Genomic DNA, 17,827 nt, shown 5'->3' with positions numbered 1-17,827 from the left:
CGCCGCCGATTGCTTCTTCGCTCCTAGGAGCAGTCCCACCTCTCGCAAGGAAAACACCATGTCTTTGAAAGACCAGATTCAAGCCGCAGAACATAAATTGGCAGAGGCAATTGCCAGCCAGGAGATCCAGAACGTGATCGCGCTATACACCGAGGATGCGTGCTTCCTGCCTGATGGTGCCCCAACGCTCACCGGGAAGGCGCAGATCGGCGCCTTCTTCGAAAGCCTTTTCATGAGCGGCATCGTCGGCGGCCGGTTCACTACGGTGGATGTTGATGGCGACGACAATGCGGCGACCGAAATTGGTGCTTATGAGCTCTATGTTCAAGCTCCCGACGGCTTGCGCATGACCGCTGCAGCGGGCCGTTATCTTGTGACCTGGAAACGAATCGACGGCGAATGGCGACTGCACCGGGATGTCGTCAGCCGCGACAGAATCAGTGGCTGATACGGCGAGCAATTCGCTCACGCGCATAAGCATCCTTCTTTAATAGTGAGTACGCCCCGAATGAAAAACGCATCAACTGGCACCACGAATGCGCCTCTCTCGTCCAACGAGCCCTGGACCTGGAGCGCCGTAGACCTGGCCAAGGCAATCAGAACCCGGAAACTCTCTTCTCGTGAGGCAGTGGAAAGCTGCTTGACACGCATTGATGCAATCAACCCACAGATTAACGCTTTCACTGAAGTCAACCACGAGGAAGCGTTGGCTTCAGCAGATGCCGCTGACCGCGCGCTAGCCGCAGGTGAACCGCTGGGCCCACTGCATGGCGTCCCCTTGTCAACCAAGGTCAACATCGATCAGCGTGGTCGTGCAACAACCAATGGGGTGACCCTGTTCGCCAACCATGTAGCCAGTGAGGACTCGCCATCGGTGGCCCGGGTGCGCCAGGCCGGAGCGATATTGAGCGCCCGCAGCAATGTGCCAGCGTTCTCGCTACGATGGTTCTCCAGCAACGTGCTGCATGGTGTCACTCTTAACCCCTGGGATAAGGGCCACACACCCGGAGGTTCGAGTGGTGGCGCCGCCGCTGCCGTGGCGACCGGCATGATGCCGCTGGCCATTGGCAACGATATTGGCGGTTCGATCCGTCACCCCGCATTCTGTTGCGGGGTGACGGGTATTCGCCCAACCGTAGGACGCATACCGCGCTGGTTCGGCCCAACCAACATGGACCAACCACTCTGCGTGCAAGCCATGGCTACAGATGGGCCAATCGCTCGCAGTGTCGGCGACCTGCGTCTGGCGCTTTCGGTAATGAGCGGTTTCGACCCCCGTGACCCTCTGTCCGTACCACTGCCTTATACCCTCGAGCCAGCCGTACGACCTATCCGTGTCGGCGTGCTGCGCAATACGGGAACCCCCGCGACGGCGGCGCTCGAAGCAGCACTCAAGGACGCTGCACGCTACTTAGCTGACGCAGGTTACAGCGTAGAAGAGGTCGAGTTGCCAATTCTTGAAGAAGCCTATCGCCTCTGGTATTTGCTGGCCTTGCAGGAGCTGCAAGAAATCACCCCGCTGATCGAACAGTCAGGTGACCAAGGGGCGCTGCGGGCTATGCAATACACCTGCGAGGTGGCTAGAGATTGGTGGGGGGCTGAGCCGAGCCTGAGTGACTTCATGCACGGTTATGCCCGCCGCGGCACTCTGATTGTGCAGTTGCAAGCGTTTTTAGAGACCTATCCAATTCTGCTGCTGCCGGTCAGTGCCGAGCAGGCGTTCCCACAAGATATCGACATCGAAAATATCAACGGCATGCGCCGGGCTGTCGAAGCCAACTGGTCGATGATGGCAATTGCCAACCTGGGATTCCCGGCGATGTCAGTGCCGGTCGGCGTCGCAAGTGGCCTGCCCTGTGGGGTGCAACTCCTCGGTCGGCGCTTCCGCGAAGAGGAACTACTGGACGCGGCCGAAGTCATCGAAGCTCGCGCGGGCAATTTAACGCCCATCAATCCACGCTGATGAAAAATGCCCAGATACACCAGCCATAGATGGTGTATCTGGTGAAATTAAGGAATAAAGTCTGTCTCGCCTTGCCGAGGCGAGGCTAAGTGCCCCGTGGGGCTGAATGTGCGCTCAGGAAATCGAAAGTCTGTCGCGCGCCCCGAAAAGACGCGGGATCAGATAATCGCGTAGGAATAAAATCTGTCGCGAGTAGCCTCACCTCAATCATCCTAGATGAGATCGCCACCTGTCTGGACGATGCGATCCTGAAGCAGGGCGAACGGTCGGACGATGCTGTCGAAACGCTCCGGGGAGAAATGAAGGCTGAACGAGAGGACTTGAGCCGTCACTTCGAGGTGATGAGAAGCGAATTGCGCCAGGATTGTGCGGATACAACCAATAAGTTCATGGAAATCGAAGAGCGGATGGGGCAGTTAAAGCCAGCCCTCCAGCCTACCGAAAATGAAAAAAGCCGCTCTCAATGAGCGGCTTTGTCTTAGCGGCGTCTGCCAAGGTGCTAGTTATTGCAGCCAACCCTCAACAACCTTCGCCCCGAACTCGGCCTTCCATGCCTTGAGCACTCTGTGGTTGCCCCCCTTGGTCTGGACGGATTCGCCGGTGTGCGGATTCTTGTAGGTTTTCACTTGGCGCTCGCGGCGACTGCTGGTCGCCTTTTGTTCAGCTCTAGAAGCTCGTTGCGGGTCAAGCAGAGTGATGATGCCGCGCAGGCTCATGCCGTATTGTGCCATCAGCGCACGTAGCTTGCTTTCGAATTCGATTTCGCGCTTAAGCCCTTCATCGTTTTTCAGTACGTCCAGTTGCTTCAGCTGTTCTGCTAGTTGGGCTTCAAGAGCTTTAAATTCTGCGAGTTTTGACATGTAAAGACGACCTCTTCGTTTGAGAAGTTATTCGTGTAGATGCATAGCATTGCACGAAATCAATTTCCAATGTAGGGAATCGAATTCTTTCCTCGGGTGCCTCAAAAGTAGGGGGTACCCCAGTAGTTATTACTCTGCCGGTTCTGGCCCTATCTGACGCGGTGCGACCAGGGCAGTTGCTCTGGCAGATCGCGATCATTGACTCTGCTCTCGATTTCTGAACAAGAATCCTGAATCAAGGCGCCCTCAGCCCAGTGTTTCTCGCTGTGCCAAAGTCGGCTAACGCCAGGCGTTCATCACGATTAACTTTGCATCATCGTTAGTCAATCTGAGCCCCAGAAACCAAAGTGTCTGCACGTGCACTTCGTGGTCGGCTTGTCTGCGATCTCCCTGCACCTTCTTCGGCTCGCAAGGCCGCGCCGACATATCAACCATCGCGCTTGGGAAATGGCTTCAGCAGGGGGGCTATAAAACCTGGGGTCTCGAGCCCCGAACAAAGAACGATTACTCAAAGAGGCAGTAGCATGTCCCAATCGTTGCAACGTACCCTGATTTTCGGCGGTTCTGTTCTAACCCAGAACGAGCGGCGTGAAACACATGAGGCCTTGGTCCTCGAAGGCGATACCGTGCTGGCCACTGGTTCGCTCGAAGATATGCGGGCACTAGCAGGTTCTTCGTCGAGGAAAATCGATGTTGATGGGGCCTGCGTGATGCCCGGGTTGATCGACAATCACCCGCACTTTCTGCATTTCGGCAGCTTCGATGTGTCGTGCGTCAAGCTGTACGATGCTCGCGACCACGACGACATTAGAACTCGCATCCGCGAGCGTGCTGCTGTCACTCCGCGTGGCGAATGGATTGTCGCCACGCCGGTAGGCGAGCCGCATTATTTTATCCGCCGCTCCTGGCGTGATCTGCCTGAAGGCCGCCTGCCTAACCGCTATGAACTGGACGCCGCTGCCCCGGATCACCCCGTCTGGATTCAGGCCTTCGCGCCGACATTGCCCAATGTCTGTGCCATGAATTCGAAGGCGCTACAGGTGCTAGGGTTTACGCGCGATCTGCCGGATTACATCGACGATGTGTTCGTCGAAAAAGACGCGAACGGCGAACTGACGGGCATCTTCAGTGGCTACGTGACCAATTACTACAACAGCAGCCGATTCTGGCTGACGCGCGTGCTTGCGCAGGTGATGCGTCCGAGCGACGACCTCTGGTACCAGGGGGCGATGGCGGGGCAGTTATCAGCCGCGCAGCGAGGCATTACCGCCGCATACGAGGGCCACGCGATGGAGCCGGAACACATCGCCGCCTATCAACGCGCGCGGGATGAAGGAAGCCTGAACATGCGTGTCCTGGCGGCGCTGGAGGTAGAGTCTGTCGCGTTCGATTTCGGTATGGGGCTGACCGACGATGGTCTTCGGGCCCGGTTTGCGCTGGCAGCGGGTTTGACACAGACCGTCGATCCGCTGTTTCGTGTCAACGGCATGACGCTCGGTGTCGGCGGGCCCGGCTGGACGGGCCACATGCCGACCGACCGCACCTACAGCGACCCCTTTGGGCGGCCAACGCGCGGACACTCGTTTATTTCAGGGGATATTGAGCGTGAAGCGATCGACTATTGCCTGCGCAATGATCTCCGCTTGAATCTCATGCCGACGAGCGGTCGCGATCATCGTCGGTTCCTCGAGAATCTCCAGCCATTCCTCGCCGACTGGAATGTAGGTGCCAGGGAATGGGTTATGCAGCACAACATTTTTATTGACGACGCCACGATCGAGCGCTTTGCCGAGCTGCAATTCCATTTTTCCGGCACCATGAGCTTCTGCTTCGGAAAGGGCGATATGTACCGGCAGCGCATGGGAGAGCAAGTACTCAAGGAACTCTCTCCCATCGGAAAGATCTTCGCTTCAGGCGCCAACATCGGTTTGGGCAGCGACTGGGGACCTGCAAGCGTATTCGAGCACCTGGCGCTCGCGGAGACACGCGAGTTTGCGGGCTCCGGATACCGGCACGACGGCCCGGGCTATTCCATCACTAGACAACAGGCGCTAGACGGGTGGACGACCAATAACGCCAAGTTGATGCAGTGGGCCGGTATTGGAGCGTTGAGACCTGGGTATAAGGCGGACTTGGTCATTGTCGATCAGAATCCGCTCACCTGTACCCTTGATGCGTTGCCCAAGACGCAAGTACTACGAACCGTGCTGGGAGGGAAGGATGTATTTGATAGGAGCATTCTTCCTCGTCTAGACGAGGTCGAGCTGCCTCCTGAGCGCTTGCAATCCCTAAAGAGGTCCACGACCCTCCGCTCAGCGGATCACGAGTGCGGCCCGCACTGCAATCACCCGAAATAGATAGCTTCTCGGCGGCATCGCCACGCGGGGGACCAGCTGGCAAGCTAGTTCGCAGCACGGTGTCGCCGCCGAGCGTTAGCAGGCAGTCAACGGACTTTCAGTTTGCCGTCTTTTTCGGATACGCCAGGCGCATCCTTGCGGTAATGAGGAAACAGCTGCGAGTTTGGCAAGCCACCTTGATTGGTGCGGACGTATTAAGCTCGAAACGACGATGGTTAATTCATCTATACGAGTGCGCGGCTGAGTGAAGGCGGCCTCATATTCATGTATGCGCAGCGAAAGTTTCCGCGGCTGTGCGATATTCTGAAATTTTAATGGATGTTCCGATCTGTGACGGGAACTGTTGCCGCAGAAGGTGTGCGGCAGCGGATAAAGGCCTTGATCAAGGTCAAGACCGTTAGTGCCAAGTATGGTGGGCTCTGCAGGCAATGCTGTACTGCAGTGTGGTCACTAGATAACCTGGGCGCAGGAGTTGGATTGGTTGTTAACCCTACACGCTCCTGGCTAGCTGGTTCACATGACGCAGAGTTTCCGAAGGAAGCTCATTGAATATTTGCTTGTACTCGGAACTGAAACGGCTCAAGTGCCAGAATCCCCAGCGGGCAACGACATCCTTAACCTGTACCGGTTTTTCACCGGCGTTGATTAGATCTCGCCGAGCGCCATTGAGTCTTAGTAGTCGCAGATAAGTGACTGGATTTATATTCAAAAGATCTTGGAAGCTGTACTGCAGTGCACGCCTGGAGACGCCGATTTCTCGGCAGACATCGATTATCTGCATTGGCTCTGTAATGTTGTCGAGCAAGAACTCACGTGCTCGGCGGACAATCTGTACGTGATTAAATTCTCTGTAGACAATTGGTGGAAGATTGAGGTTCTGGAGAATAATGGGGGCAATAATCTCCATCGTCGCTTGCTTCACTGCTGAGCGAGCCTGTCGGTGGGAAAGCAGACTGGAATCCGCGCAACAACCGTCGAGTACGCCCGAGAAAGCTTCGACCATCCGAGCTCTGTAAGCCGGGTCCTCAACCAGCAGCATCCCACGTTTTAGCCAATCCTTGACTGATACATGCTCCACTGTCTCCATATACTCGGCAACCGAATCTCGAGAAACTGCAACGATAAGTAACTTCATGGGCGGAACGAGTGCGTCGTACTCGTTATCGCCTCGAAAGGCAATAAGTTCTCGATCCCAGCGTCGTCCGTTTATCCGACCTTCATGCTCCATGCTACAAGGCAGTGCAAAAACGTAAGAGTTGCACCAAGCTGTGCCAAGCTGATTGCTTGTTACATTTCCCGCCTCAGTGTAAATCTGGAGTCCAGGGATCCACATTTCCCTTGTCTCGCACTGATACTGTCCTGAAGAAAGCTGGGTATACTCCAAGTCCCAGCCGTCGAATGCCGCAGAATTGGTGAACGGATTTGAATGGAGGGCTTCCTGCACGTAGTAGACTTGCTCGTTGCCGCGTTCATCTCGGATCATGCTGCTGTCTCATGCCTGGGGAGCAGGCGGTAATGCTGACGAGTCACCGGTTGGTGTATTGGTAAAGCAAGATCTGTTCCATTTGACAGGACACTAAATGGGGCAGTGGCTCTTCAGCAGAAGTTGCTAAAATCTACCGCTTACCTGGGGCTGGTGGACGGATGGCATTAAAATCGGCGTCTTACTCCGGTTTTCACCCATTCCAAAGGCCTTGGCTGGTGTAAATATTGCTTGTTTTAGAGCTTTGTACATGATGGCGGTAATGTAAAAAACGTTACCAATGGCGCAGTGTTACCTTTGTGTAATCGAAGTGCCACTTAAGGGAACTCGCACAAAATCCCAGCTAAGTCTGCTGGAGTGGCTCCTTTAATGCATCGGAGTCTTGCCGCGCGGCTAACATGAGTTTTTCAGGCGTCGAGTATGTCGGCTAACGTAAAGAGATCCGGCGCGAACGCTTTCTGACGGAGATGGGGCGGGTGGTGCTGTTGGAGTGGAGCGATTCGTTCTGCTCTAAGGCTGACATCGGTCTTCTGCCGTGTCTGCTGGAAACTATGTTGCGCATCGCGCCTGCTGCAAAACTGGTTCGGCGCCGATGCCAAGTTTCTGCTTGGTTCGCGGCGTCGCAGATTGGTTTGCCAGCCTTGCCGATGTCTCCTCATGGATACGGCGCAGTTGGGCAATGCTGCTCGCGCTGTCGAGCCCTTGGATGGCTCGCCGACATTTGCTGGGCAGCGGGGGAGGTGCGCCCGTAACGTGGGAAAATCCTCAGGCAAAGTGTCGGAACAGCGGCGGAGCTTGAAAATTTACCCCACCGCCTGCTTCGCAGTTTTTTGAGGTGACTGGCTGCCGAATTGGAAAACTCGGGGCTAATTCAGACCATTCTTAAGAGTGATTACAATGAGTACCGCAAACGTGCCCAGCCTGTCGGCCCGACGTCGAAGTCTGCTTCAGGGGCTGCAAACGTTCGGCGGGTAGCTCCAGTTCGTCAATTCGAGTTATGACCCCGGTGTCAAAAACGTCCTTGCCTCCCATTGTCGTTCTGAGAACTTGAGTCTTTGCTAGCTCATCGAGGCTGCAGGTCAAGACATTGCGGTCAACGATGGCAAGATCAGCCTTGTATCCAGGCTTCAACGCGCCGATACCTTCCCACTGCATCAATCGAGCATTGTTCACCGTCCAGGCATCAAGTGCTTGTTGGCGGGTAATTGCGTTACCCGGGCCGAGATGCCGGCGCCCAGACCCAGCAAACTCCCGTGTCTCGGCGAGCGCCATATGTTCGAAGGTGCTGGCAGGTCCCCAATCCGAGCCCAATCCAACGTTGGCGCCGGAGGCCATCATCTTACCGATGGGCACGAGATCCTTGAGCACATGCTCCCCAATGCGTTCTTGGTAGAGGTCGCCCTTGCCCCAGCAGAAGCTGGCGCTGCTGGTAAAATGGAAATTCAGCTTGGCATAGCGTTCGATGGTCTTTTCATCGATGAGGATGTTGTGTTGCATAATCCATTCTCTGGCCTGCACATCCCACTGCGCTAGGAACGGCTCCAAGGATTCTAAAAATTCCCGGTGGTCCTGATAGCCTCCTTGCACCATGTTCAGTCGAACGTCATTGCGCAGGCTGAACTCGATGGCGGCGCGCTCGATGTTTTGCGGTACGAAGGTATGCCCATTGGCTGGGCGGCCGTACGGATCCTTGTATGTTTGGTCGATTCGGAGAAAACCAGACCAGGCACCGCCGCCTCGGGCCAACGACATGCCGTTGACCCGATAGTACGGGTCGCTCGTTTGTGAAAGCTTCAAGGCAAGCTCGAAATTCTTATAGGCACCCTCTTCGGTCAGATTCAAGCCGAAATCAAAGGCTGTAGGGGCAGCATCGAGGGCGGCCATGACGCGCATCGTCATGCGCCCCTCGTCTCGAACGCGCTGGTATGCCGCAATATGAGAGGCATCCATCGCGTGCGCTTCATAGCATGCTGTCACACCCTGTTTGGCCGCTCTGACTTGTCCAGCGAGTCCCCCCCAATACCAGATGTCTTCCGGCGGCGGCGGCATTTGCGAAACGACGCGAGTCATCCAGAAGGCGCTGGGGTTGTAGTAGTTCGTCACGCTGCCGCGAAAGATACCGGTCAGTTCACCGCGCTCATCCTTTTCGATCCAAACATCGTCCACGATATCGGGGAGATCTCGACCAAGTCCGAGGACCTGCAGGGCCTTCGAGTTCATCACGCTGATGTTAGGCACTTGGGGGGCATACGCTTGAATCCAAACAGGATGGTCCGGTGCGGCGGCATCCAGCTCGTATCGGTTCGGCAGACGACCTTCGGACAGGTCCCGCCAGGAGCGGCGGATAAAGTAATGCGGCTCACCAACTGGCGTCGTTACGATCCATCCGCCTGTCGGTGTGACAGCTACTCGCTCTCGAATGCGCGCCCGTATGTCATCGTGATCGCGGGCGTCGTACAGGTCGACGCAGAGTGCGTCGAAGCTTGCCAGGTGAAGGAAATGAGGATGGTTGTCGATGATGCCGGGCATCACAGCCCCTCCATCAACATCGATCTTCCGCGCGGAAGAGCCCGCGAGCGCTCGCATTTCTTCGAGGGGCCCCGTAGCGAGGATGGTATCCCCCTCAAGAACCAGGGCCTCGTGAGTTTCACGCGCTTCGTTCTGGGTCAAAATAGGACCGCCGAAAATCAGCGTACGTTGGATGGGGTCATTCATCGCATTGTCTCCTGAATTAATGACTTCTGGTTTAGATGTCCGTTATTGAGTTGGTGAATTAGGCATCCATGTTCCAGATATCTATATCCCAGAGCCATAGTCCGTTCAGGCGCTTCCAAATCACCATGTACTTGGCATGAACTTCCGTCCCGTCAACAAGCGACAGCACTACCTTTCCGATTTCGTGCGCCCAATCGCCGTGAAGCTCCAGATGCATAGTTGTTAACTTTAGGCTCTTTAATCCAATTTTTTGTGCGGATTCTTCCCAGAAATTAGCGATGCTTTCTCGTCCTACGATTATCGGTCCGCCTGGTGGAAGAATCTGAGCTTCCTCCGTATATACCTCCCAGACCGCTCTGCGAATATCTCCAGAATTGAAGGTTTCCTCGAACTTACGAATTGCTGCTTCAATATCATCGTGATCCTTGGTAATTAAGTAGGCGATCTCAATCATGGTTTTGCTCCTTGGGTGAATATTGGCGCCGCACATTCAGGAAGACCACGCTACGATTTGGCTTCACCGACAAAGTTGTGTGACTGTTACCGAAGCTCACTCTGAGGCGTACCCACTCGGAGCCTTGAAACCACCGAGTACTTGCTCTACGAGTTGGGCAAAGCGTAGCGGCGTGCGGTCTTCCAGGTGGGGGCCAATCAGCTGCACCCCCATCGGCAATCCATCGATGAAACGACCAATAGGGATCGACGTAGCTGGCAGGTCGGCAACGGTTGCGAGAGAAGACCACTGCAATCCGTCGAAGTAGGGTAGGGGACGGCCGTTGACCATCAAGTTGCGAAGGTCCCCAATGGCTATCGGGTTTGCAGAGTCGCTGCCGACGTGATCATGTGGAAATGCAGTTGTGGGCATTACCGGGCAAATCACGAGATCGTAGTTGGTAAAGAAATTGCGCCAACTCCGATAGAGGCGTTCACGCTGCTCTATCACAGCGAAGAATTCACAATGGCGCATGGACCATGCTCGGGCCGCGCGCGCTGTGTAGCTGCCATCGCCCGGCGAAAGCGAGGCCGCTGTGTCGAACACTTCCTGTAGTACATGCTGCGGCAGGTCCCCTACATATGGCAGTAGAGTCATCAGGTATGTCTCGTAAGAGACTTGCGGATCTAGTTCCGGCCGCGCGCGTAAATCAACCTTCACTCCCAGTTGGCGCAGGTCTTGCGCAAATGCTTCAATCGCTCCCTGGTATTGCGAATCGACCGCATAGGTGCTGTCGTCAGTCCACAGGGCGACACGGAAGTTTTGCAGGCGTTCATGGCGGCTCGGCGGAATATTGATACTCCACGCGGGCAGCTGAAGCTCGGAAGGTGCAACCAGCACGTCCATGGCCAATTCCAGATCTGCTGCGCTGCGCGCCATCGGACCGCAGACACCAAGCTCGTAACGCATAAAGCGTCCTGGAAGCGGTGGTATGTGTCCACGCATCGGCACCACGCCGTGACTGGGCTTGTGGCCAAATATTCCGCAGAAGTGGGCCGGGCAGCGAATCGAGCCGCCAATATCACTACCAAGCTCAAGCGCAGTAAGGCCTGCGGCGACGGCTCCTGCGGCACCGCCTGACGACCCGCCTGGTGTGCGCGAGGCGTCCCAGGGATTATTCGAAGTCCCGTAGATCGGGTTATAGGATTGCCAGTCGAAGGCGCCGGGAGGTACGTTCGTTTTTCCGAAGACTACCGCTCCTGCCCCCTTGAGCCGTGCCACTGCTTCTGCATCTTGTTGTGGCCGATGATCGGCGAGAAGGGGCAGGCCGCAAGTGGCAGGCATGCCAACGACTTCGTAGGTGTCTTTGATTGTCATTGGTAGCCCGTGGAGCGGAGGTAGATCCGTCTCCGGAAAATTGTCCGCTTTGCGGGCAGCCTCTAGTGCTCCTTCTCCATCCAGTGCCACGACTACGTTAAGCGCGGGGTTGTGCTTCTCGACGCGCTCCAGATGTAGCTTCAACAGCTCGACTGCACCGATCTTCCTTGTGCGAAGTAGCCCCAGCAGCTCGGTTGCCGAGCGGAACGCCAAGTCTTCTAAGCTCATTGCCTGCCTCCTTTTAAGCTCTCGGTGTCAAGGCATACCCAGAGGTCAATACGAGGTAGCCCCTAGGAGGAATGTTCCAATGTCAATTGCCATTCAAAAGCTCTGAACCATCGGTTCGCGTCTACTGAGACGCAGGATTGCAGGCTGGTCCTGTAAATCGAGGAAAAGCGAAGAAACCTCCGTAACCTTACGGGTATAAACCGGTTCAAGAGCTTCGCCGGGATCAATTCCGGCAAGGATCGGAGCGGTGGTGCTTGGCTCCCACCCTGTCGCTAAGGACGCGCGGCATGCACGTAGGGGAAGATTGCAAATGAAGGGCCGTAGACGTTAGCCAAAATTGGCACGCCCAGGCCTCGCTGGTAACGGCTGTTAGGAAGGCGTGGAGGGCTCTGTGACCATTCAGTATTCCCGGATGATGATTCGCTGGGTCATGAGCGGGCGGCTGAGGGATGATCTTGCTTGAGATGCTCTGCGCATGGAGGTGCGGAGACGCACTAGCCTCATGACGTCATCGTCGTCCGCGGCATTCAGCGCTGTTCGGTGGCTCACCAGGAGCTGATCCGCGCTCATCACTTCCGATGCAGCATGAGCGTAAGCGTGCGGCGAACACACCTTCCTGATCCTTGCGCCAAGGGCGATGGTGCAGCGCAGCAACATGCGATTAATGCTCCTTACGAAGGTCAGGTGTGGAGCGGACAAGGTGTGAGTCAATGCGAGAGGGCTCGACGAGCATTCACGAATAAGAATCACTATAAATTATGTTGAAAAGATAATTCGCCTAATTTCCCTATAAATGGCACAAGGCTGTACGCCGTGCGCGAGCCCAACCAACTGAACGTGCTCAGATTGCGAGCGACAGTGCACCGGGGTTTCGTCGGCATGGATCACGCATTGGGCAAGCACCGCTTCGCGCAGGGCACCGACCAGGGGCTGGACGCTTACGCATGAGCGTGAAAGGCAGCTGTTAAAAAATGCCTGTGCTGAGCGCATCTTTTCGCCTGGGGTCCACGGCGAGCTCTTCACGAGCAGTCCTACATCGAAACTACCTACAGCCGCCGACGGAGCCACAGCGTGCCGTGCATTTCAGCTCTGAAGCCTTAGAGGCCCGGATGAGTGCTTAAAGTCTTGCCCACCGATGCTGGGCAAGGTAGCTCGGATTCTTAGCGTGATCATGATCTGTTTTTGCGGTGCCAAATTTGGCTAACGCCGCACTTTTTCGGCTCGTAATCTTGCAGACATCAGGATTGTCGCGAGGTGCCGTTTCACTTAGTGGTGGAGGGGCGGTCACGCTTCCTGTCGTAACCAAGACAGCCTTCGACGGAGGAGATAGGAAATGACAAGCAGTCCTGCCATCGTCGACCTTTCGAGGTCCCGATATTTGTGGCTCAGCCATGGCAGGGGCACTAAAGAACAGCCGGCGGCGTGTAGCCCAAGACCTGACTCGCTTGATCTTAGTGACTAGTGTCTCAAGAGCCTCGACCCCTCTATCCCGTTTCTCGAGCCCGACGCAGGGAGCGTTTCAGTAACAACGCTTAGGGGGCGCTACCAATGTGCCGCGCCATCGTGAGTTTAAAATACAGGAACAATAAGATGAATAAACTATTCACCCCGCTGTTAGTCACCCTGCTATCGTTCGGTCCTGAAACGTTTGCGGCCGTCTCTGCCGAAGAAGCGGCGAAGCTGAATAAAGAACTTACGCCTTTCGGTGCCGAGCGGGCTGGGAACAAGGATGGCACCATCCCGGCCTGGACCGGCGGCTACACCACGCCAATCCCCGGAGACGAGCCCGGCGGGCGTCGTGGTGATCCATTCAAGGATGAGAAGCCTCTGTTCTCCATTACGCCTGCGAATGCCGATCAGTATGCCGATAAACTCACTGATGGTACCAAGGCACTGCTGAAGAAGTACCCTGAGAGCTTCCGAATCAACGTCTACAAAACCCACCGTACTGCAGCAGCACCGAAGTGGGTGTATGACAATACCTTCAAGAATGCGACCAGCGGCAAGATGAACGGCGACATTCCGGAGGGTGTCTACGGCGGAGTTCCCTTCCCCATCCCGCAAAGCGGCGCGGAAGTAATGTGGAATCACGTGCTGCGCTGGCGCGGAATTTCAACATCTCAGATGTTTAAGGGCTACCAGCTTACTGCAAATGGCAAAGCAGTAATGGTTTCTGATCTGGTTCAAGATATCGAAATGCCCTACTACTTGCCGGATAGCAGTCTTGAGGAGTTGGCTAAGACCAATAATTACTGGAGGAGCCGCCTGGACACCACGGGACCGGCAATTCGTGCGGGCGAGGCGCTCGCCGGAGTCGAAAACTTTGATGGCGACAAGGCACAAGCCTGGGTTTATCTCGTTGGTCAGCGTCGGGTACGCAAACTGCCAAACGCCTGTTGCGATACCCCATCACCGGCCACCGCTGGCGTAATGAGTTTCGACGAAGTCACGACCTTTGCTGGTCGGCTCGATCGCTTCGACTGGAAGATTATAGGTAAACAGGAGAAGTATGTACCTTATAACAGTAACGGTGCGCTTCAGGTCAAAGATGACGCAGAACTGATATCTGAGCACCACCTCAATCCTGATCACGTACGCTGGGAACTGCACCGGGTTTGGGTAGTAGAAGCCAACTTGCGCAGCGGCAAGCGCCACCAGGCAGTTAGGAGTCGCTACTACTGCGACGAGGACAGCTGGATCTGTCTGCTAGGTGACCGCTGGGACGCAAAAGGTCAACTCTGGAAGACACTTCATGCGGACGCTGTTGTTGCACCTGACGCTCCAGCAGTGGTCATGACCAGTTTTGGCTTCAATGACCTCGTATCTGGTACTGGTTTTGAGGCCATCATCAACAATAAACCGAAGCAGTATGCGCTCGTGCCGCGCTTTGCTAAGGATGCGTTCTCGGCCGATTCTCTAGTGGGTGATAGCTTGCGCTAAATGATCCGCATCGCTAGGCATCAAAAGCGCTGAGTCTAGATAGATAGGTTTCACTTTATTAGTTGTGGTTGCGATTGACGTCGCACTTTATGCTGCTCATTCGAAAGGATGTGCAGCATTTTTTTTGGATTGAAGTTTCTGGTGGGTCCGGATATGTAGTATAGTAAAATTTGGCTTGGCTGTTATTTCTATAAGTAATCTTGGGTGCTCATGATTGATGTGAGCATTCAGTTGAAAGCCATGTGATTCGTTAGAGTCATATGCCACTGGCTTGGGTCAAAAGCCTAGTCCTGTGCCCCATCATATTGCCAAGCTTCGCCTCATTGGGCTCGGCGACATTGCCATAAGCAAGGTCGCCATTTTTTTGAGTAGGACTCATTTGGCGGAAAGTTGTATGCGTATTTTAATTCCGCAAGGTCAAGGTTATGGGGTGTCAAGGAGAATAATCGTAATAAGACTGCTAGGCATAAGATTGAATGGGCATTCTTGCTAGTGGCAGTGTGTGGCAGCGTTTCCGGTACTGCTGATCGCTACGTTGGTTATCGGCCCCGGTAAACGACCAAATTGCTGGTAACGGAAAGGCTAGTCGCAACCCGACTTATTAATGGCATAGCCCTGATTGGGCTGGCACGTAGTTATTTAGAATAGGTCGGGGTTGGAGGGGGCGATTGATAACGCCGTATCCAGAATATAGTTCACTGAAATGGTCAAGCAGAAGAGGCTTGGTGAAACAGTTTACATTATGCTCGTAGGGAGCAAACTCTCCATCATGGTCGACCTATCCAGTCTTCTCACTATTTCAAGAAGGGAATTGGGTGAGTACGCTTCACTTGCTATAGTCCAGATCGGCAGGATAGAAGCCGAGTTTTGACTAGTACGAAACGCCTGACCTGGCTGATACTGACGATAACCGTTGCCCTCGCGAATTCGTTCGTCCTAGTGGGCGGGGGGCGATTGATCGTGCTACTGGGATAGAAGAGGGGCTGCTCTAGCCCCCTCCCAACTATCTACTACATTTCCCCGTAACCCAAGAAGCTCACGATGGGGCTCTAACATTATCCAACCGTTCGTTCAACTACCCGCCGCGGTTGAGCTTAGAGATCTAGTACCAAGTTAGGCGACTTACTCCCTGAGCAACAGACAAACATGGTCTTGTTTGCTTCTCTCTCGGCATGGCTAAGAATGGAGTCACGGTGATCCGGAATGCCTTCCAGCACCCGTACTTCACAGGCGCCACAAATGCCTTCGCGGCAGGAGTTCATAACTTCGACTCCGGCTTCACATAGTGCATCCAGGAGCGTCTGTCCTTCCTGAATCATTAGGGTCTTGCCCGTCCTGGCCAGCGATACCTCATAGCCGCCGGCAGTATTGGCTTCCTGCATTGGCGCGAAGCTTTCGTAATGGACTCGTTCGGACGGGACCTTCGCGGCAGCGGCCTTGTATGCTTCCAGCATCCCGCTGGGGCCGCAACAATAGTAATGTCGCTCGCCATCGTCTTCGGCAAAGATCGCTTGGATCCGTTCGATCGTGGCTTCGATATCTAGTGCGAGATTGAGATGCAAGTGGCCGGTACCAGATGACCGCTCTATGCGTTCCAGCAGTGCGGCACTTTCGCGATTGCGGGCGAAATAGAACAGATCCCAAGGCGCGCCCAGTGCGTTTAGCCGTTGAGCCATGCTCCATAGCGGGGTGATGCCGATACCCCCGGCGATAAGTGTGGTCCGGTGTGCTCCTTCGGCCAGCGGGAAATAGTTCTTCGGAGCGCTGACCTGTAGCCGGTCCCCGGCCCGCAGTTTTTCATGGATCAGCCTGGACCCGCCACGGCTCTTAGTATCCTTGGCCACGGCAATTACGTAACGGTTGGTCTCGCACGGGTCGTTGAGCAGCGAGTAGCTACGAGGCGTGATTCCCTCGATAATCAGGTCGATGTGCGCTCCGGCGCAAAACAGGGGAAGTTTGACGTCTTTCACAGGGCGCAGTTCGTAGGCGAGCACATTGTTCGCCTCGAAGATGATGGACTTTACATACACCGAGTATGTGATGGGCGAATTCATATCTACCTCAAACCGCGCAGGTCGCGGGCTATTGCGGTCTTGCCAAACGTTAAGGCCGCCCGTCATTCGCCGGGCGGCTGTAGGTCATGCGAAGCTCGCTTTGCGATCCTGCAGCTTTTGCTCAGTGAACTCTTGAATATTGGTATTGGTTGGAATGATTTCCGCCAAGGCGCGTAGCGCTCGGTAGTCGGAGGCTTCGGCCTGAAGGCAGTCCTCGCCAGCTTCCGACTGTCGGATGCGTTCCATCAGTTCGCGGCGCAGGCGCACGATCGCCAAGTCGCCACTGCCGAGGAACTCGCGAGTGCGGTCGACAATCGGGATACTCTCAGCAACCGCGTAGTCTTCGAAGATCACGCCCGGTACACCGCTCCAGCTCTTGCTCGCACGCATGGCTTCGCGGTCTTGTCCGTAGTTCGGCGTACCTTGGCGCGAAGCGGCAAAATTGTCGTCTGAATCGTCAGTGCCCAGCAGGGCAAAGTCCGGCAGGTTATTGTCGATCGGCTGCCGGGTGTCCCAGTAGATGTACCACTGCAGGCTCCGGGTGTTGTTGACCGGCACCACGATGATCAGGAAGCCGGCTTCGGCATCGGTGGTGCCGATGAAGGCAGTGCCCGGAGCGACGAACTCGGTGACCCGAAGGTAGTCGTTCTCGCTTCCGCTACTGCGCAGGGAGTACGAACGCATCCCGTAGGAGCGCTGCTCCAGGGTGTACTTTGGGGTGTCGTTGCCGGTCACCAACTGCAGGCCGGCCTGGGGCAAGCTGGCGTCGGCGGTGGTGTCATGATGCAGCAGGCCAATGTGTGCGGAGTCGAGCAGCGTCTCGACATTCTGCAGCCAGTTCGCTTCGTTGTATGACGCACGAGGACGGGCATGTTCGCGGGTGAGGTAGGTGAACGCGTAGTCGCAGAACTTCGGCGGTTGCCCTTCGCCCAGATAGGCCCAAACGATCCCACCGCCTTCACGGACCTTAAAGCCTTGACCTTTCACCTTCTGGCAGAAGCTCTGGTCTTTCTCGGTGGGCATGCGTGTGCAGTTGCCGTCGGCATCAAAGCTCCAGCCGTGAAAGATACAGGTCAGGCGATTGCCTTCATTGCGCCCAAGGGCTAGGGAGATGCCGCGGTGCGGGCAGGTTTCGTAGAGGAAGCCGACCTTGCCGTCGTCGCCGCGAAAGGCCACATATTTCTCGCAAAGTAGTTCGACTTTTTGGGGGGCACCACCGGGTTTCAGCGCTTCGCTGCGCAGGGCAGGAATCCATTGCTTTTTCCAGTAATTGTGCAGGGGGGTGCCTGGGGCGACGTCCGTCAGAAGACGGTTTTGTTCAGCAGTTAACATGCGGACACCTTTGTTCTTGTGGGTTTCTCGAACCGGGTAGGTGGGTGTTATCTTAACGATGATGTATCTTAGATGTTAAGATAAA

The 17,827-nt window shown here is 55.5% G+C and carries 12 protein-coding genes and 1 pseudogene; 6 read left to right on the top strand and 7 right to left on the bottom strand.

Annotation, left to right across the window (positions count from 1 at the left end; genetic code table 11):
- Nucleotides 1-58 precede the first annotated feature (58 nt).
- From ACFW0H_RS02455 to ACFW0H_RS02445, 3 genes are all read left to right on the top strand, one after another.
- Nucleotides 59-448 (top strand): YybH family protein, encoded by a 390-nt coding sequence (locus tag ACFW0H_RS02455; protein WP_422912313.1) that lies wholly within the window; start codon nt 59-61, stop codon nt 446-448.
- A 60-nt stretch (nt 449-508) separates the two neighbouring features.
- Nucleotides 509-1,963 (top strand): amidase, encoded by a 1,455-nt coding sequence (locus tag ACFW0H_RS02450; protein ID WP_422912312.1) that lies wholly within the window; start codon nt 509-511, stop codon nt 1,961-1,963.
- A 320-nt stretch (nt 1,964-2,283) separates the two neighbouring features.
- The gene (locus ACFW0H_RS02445) at nt 2,284-2,430 is read left to right on the top strand and encodes a hypothetical protein (protein ID WP_422912311.1); all 147 of its coding nucleotides are present in this window, start codon (nt 2,284-2,286) and stop codon (nt 2,428-2,430) included.
- A 36-nt stretch (nt 2,431-2,466) separates the two neighbouring features.
- Here the strand turns inward: ACFW0H_RS02445 and ACFW0H_RS02440 are convergent, their stop codons facing one another.
- The gene (locus ACFW0H_RS02440; RefSeq protein WP_422912310.1) at nt 2,467-2,823 is read right to left on the bottom strand and encodes a histone-like nucleoid-structuring protein, MvaT/MvaU family; all 357 of its coding nucleotides are present in this window, start codon (nt 2,821-2,823) and stop codon (nt 2,467-2,469) included.
- A 524-nt stretch (nt 2,824-3,347) separates the two neighbouring features.
- Here ACFW0H_RS02440 and ACFW0H_RS02435 point away from each other — a divergent pair.
- A complete protein-coding gene (locus ACFW0H_RS02435; protein WP_422912309.1) occupies nt 3,348-5,180 on the top strand; it encodes an amidohydrolase in 1,833 nt (610 codons plus the stop codon).
- Nucleotides 5,181-5,670: 490 nt separating this feature from the next.
- On the opposite strand, the gene ACFW0H_RS02430 is transcribed toward ACFW0H_RS02435, so the two are convergent.
- The 4 genes from ACFW0H_RS02430 to ACFW0H_RS02415 form a co-directional block, all read right to left on the bottom strand.
- Nucleotides 5,671-6,663: a helix-turn-helix domain-containing protein gene (locus tag ACFW0H_RS02430; protein WP_422912308.1), complete on the bottom strand. Its 993-nt coding sequence runs from the start codon at nt 6,661-6,663 to the stop codon at nt 5,671-5,673.
- Between the two features lie 882 nt (nt 6,664-7,545).
- The gene (locus ACFW0H_RS02425) at nt 7,546-9,378 is read right to left on the bottom strand and encodes an amidohydrolase (protein ID WP_422912307.1); all 1,833 of its coding nucleotides are present in this window, start codon (nt 9,376-9,378) and stop codon (nt 7,546-7,548) included.
- A gap of 58 nt (nt 9,379-9,436) precedes the next feature.
- The gene (locus ACFW0H_RS02420) at nt 9,437-9,832 is read right to left on the bottom strand and encodes a YybH family protein (protein ID WP_422912306.1); all 396 of its coding nucleotides are present in this window, start codon (nt 9,830-9,832) and stop codon (nt 9,437-9,439) included.
- A 96-nt stretch (nt 9,833-9,928) separates the two neighbouring features.
- On the bottom strand, nt 9,929-11,416 hold the full coding sequence (locus ACFW0H_RS02415; RefSeq protein WP_422912305.1) for an amidase: 1,488 nt from the start codon (nt 11,414-11,416) through the stop codon (nt 9,929-9,931).
- A 403-nt stretch (nt 11,417-11,819) separates the two neighbouring features.
- Between ACFW0H_RS02415 and ACFW0H_RS02410 the strand changes: the two are divergent.
- Nucleotides 11,820-12,007, top strand: a pseudogene (locus ACFW0H_RS02410) (IS3 family transposase); the annotation flags it as partial.
- Between the two features lie 999 nt (nt 12,008-13,006).
- Nucleotides 13,007-14,356: a DUF1329 domain-containing protein gene (locus ACFW0H_RS02405; RefSeq protein ID WP_422912304.1), complete on the top strand. Its 1,350-nt coding sequence runs from the start codon at nt 13,007-13,009 to the stop codon at nt 14,354-14,356.
- A gap of 1,094 nt (nt 14,357-15,450) precedes the next feature.
- On the opposite strand, the gene ACFW0H_RS02400 is transcribed toward ACFW0H_RS02405, so the two are convergent.
- Nucleotides 15,451-16,410 carry a PDR/VanB family oxidoreductase gene (locus ACFW0H_RS02400; RefSeq protein WP_422912303.1) on the bottom strand — a complete coding sequence of 320 codons (960 nt, stop codon included), beginning with the start codon at nt 16,408-16,410 and terminating at the stop codon, nt 15,451-15,453.
- A gap of 84 nt (nt 16,411-16,494) precedes the next feature.
- Nucleotides 16,495-17,742, bottom strand: coding sequence for a Rieske 2Fe-2S domain-containing protein (locus ACFW0H_RS02395; RefSeq protein ID WP_422912302.1), 1,248 nt, complete (start codon nt 17,740-17,742; stop codon nt 16,495-16,497).
- Between the last annotated feature and the right edge of the window lie 85 nt (nt 17,743-17,827).

The sequence above is a fragment of the Metapseudomonas cellulosilytica genome (assembly GCF_049334135.1).
In the GTDB taxonomy this organism is placed as follows: Bacteria; Pseudomonadota; Gammaproteobacteria; order Pseudomonadales; family Pseudomonadaceae; genus Metapseudomonas.
The sequence above is the reverse complement of the archived record's forward strand: the minus strand, read 5'-3'. Positions and strand labels throughout refer to the sequence as shown.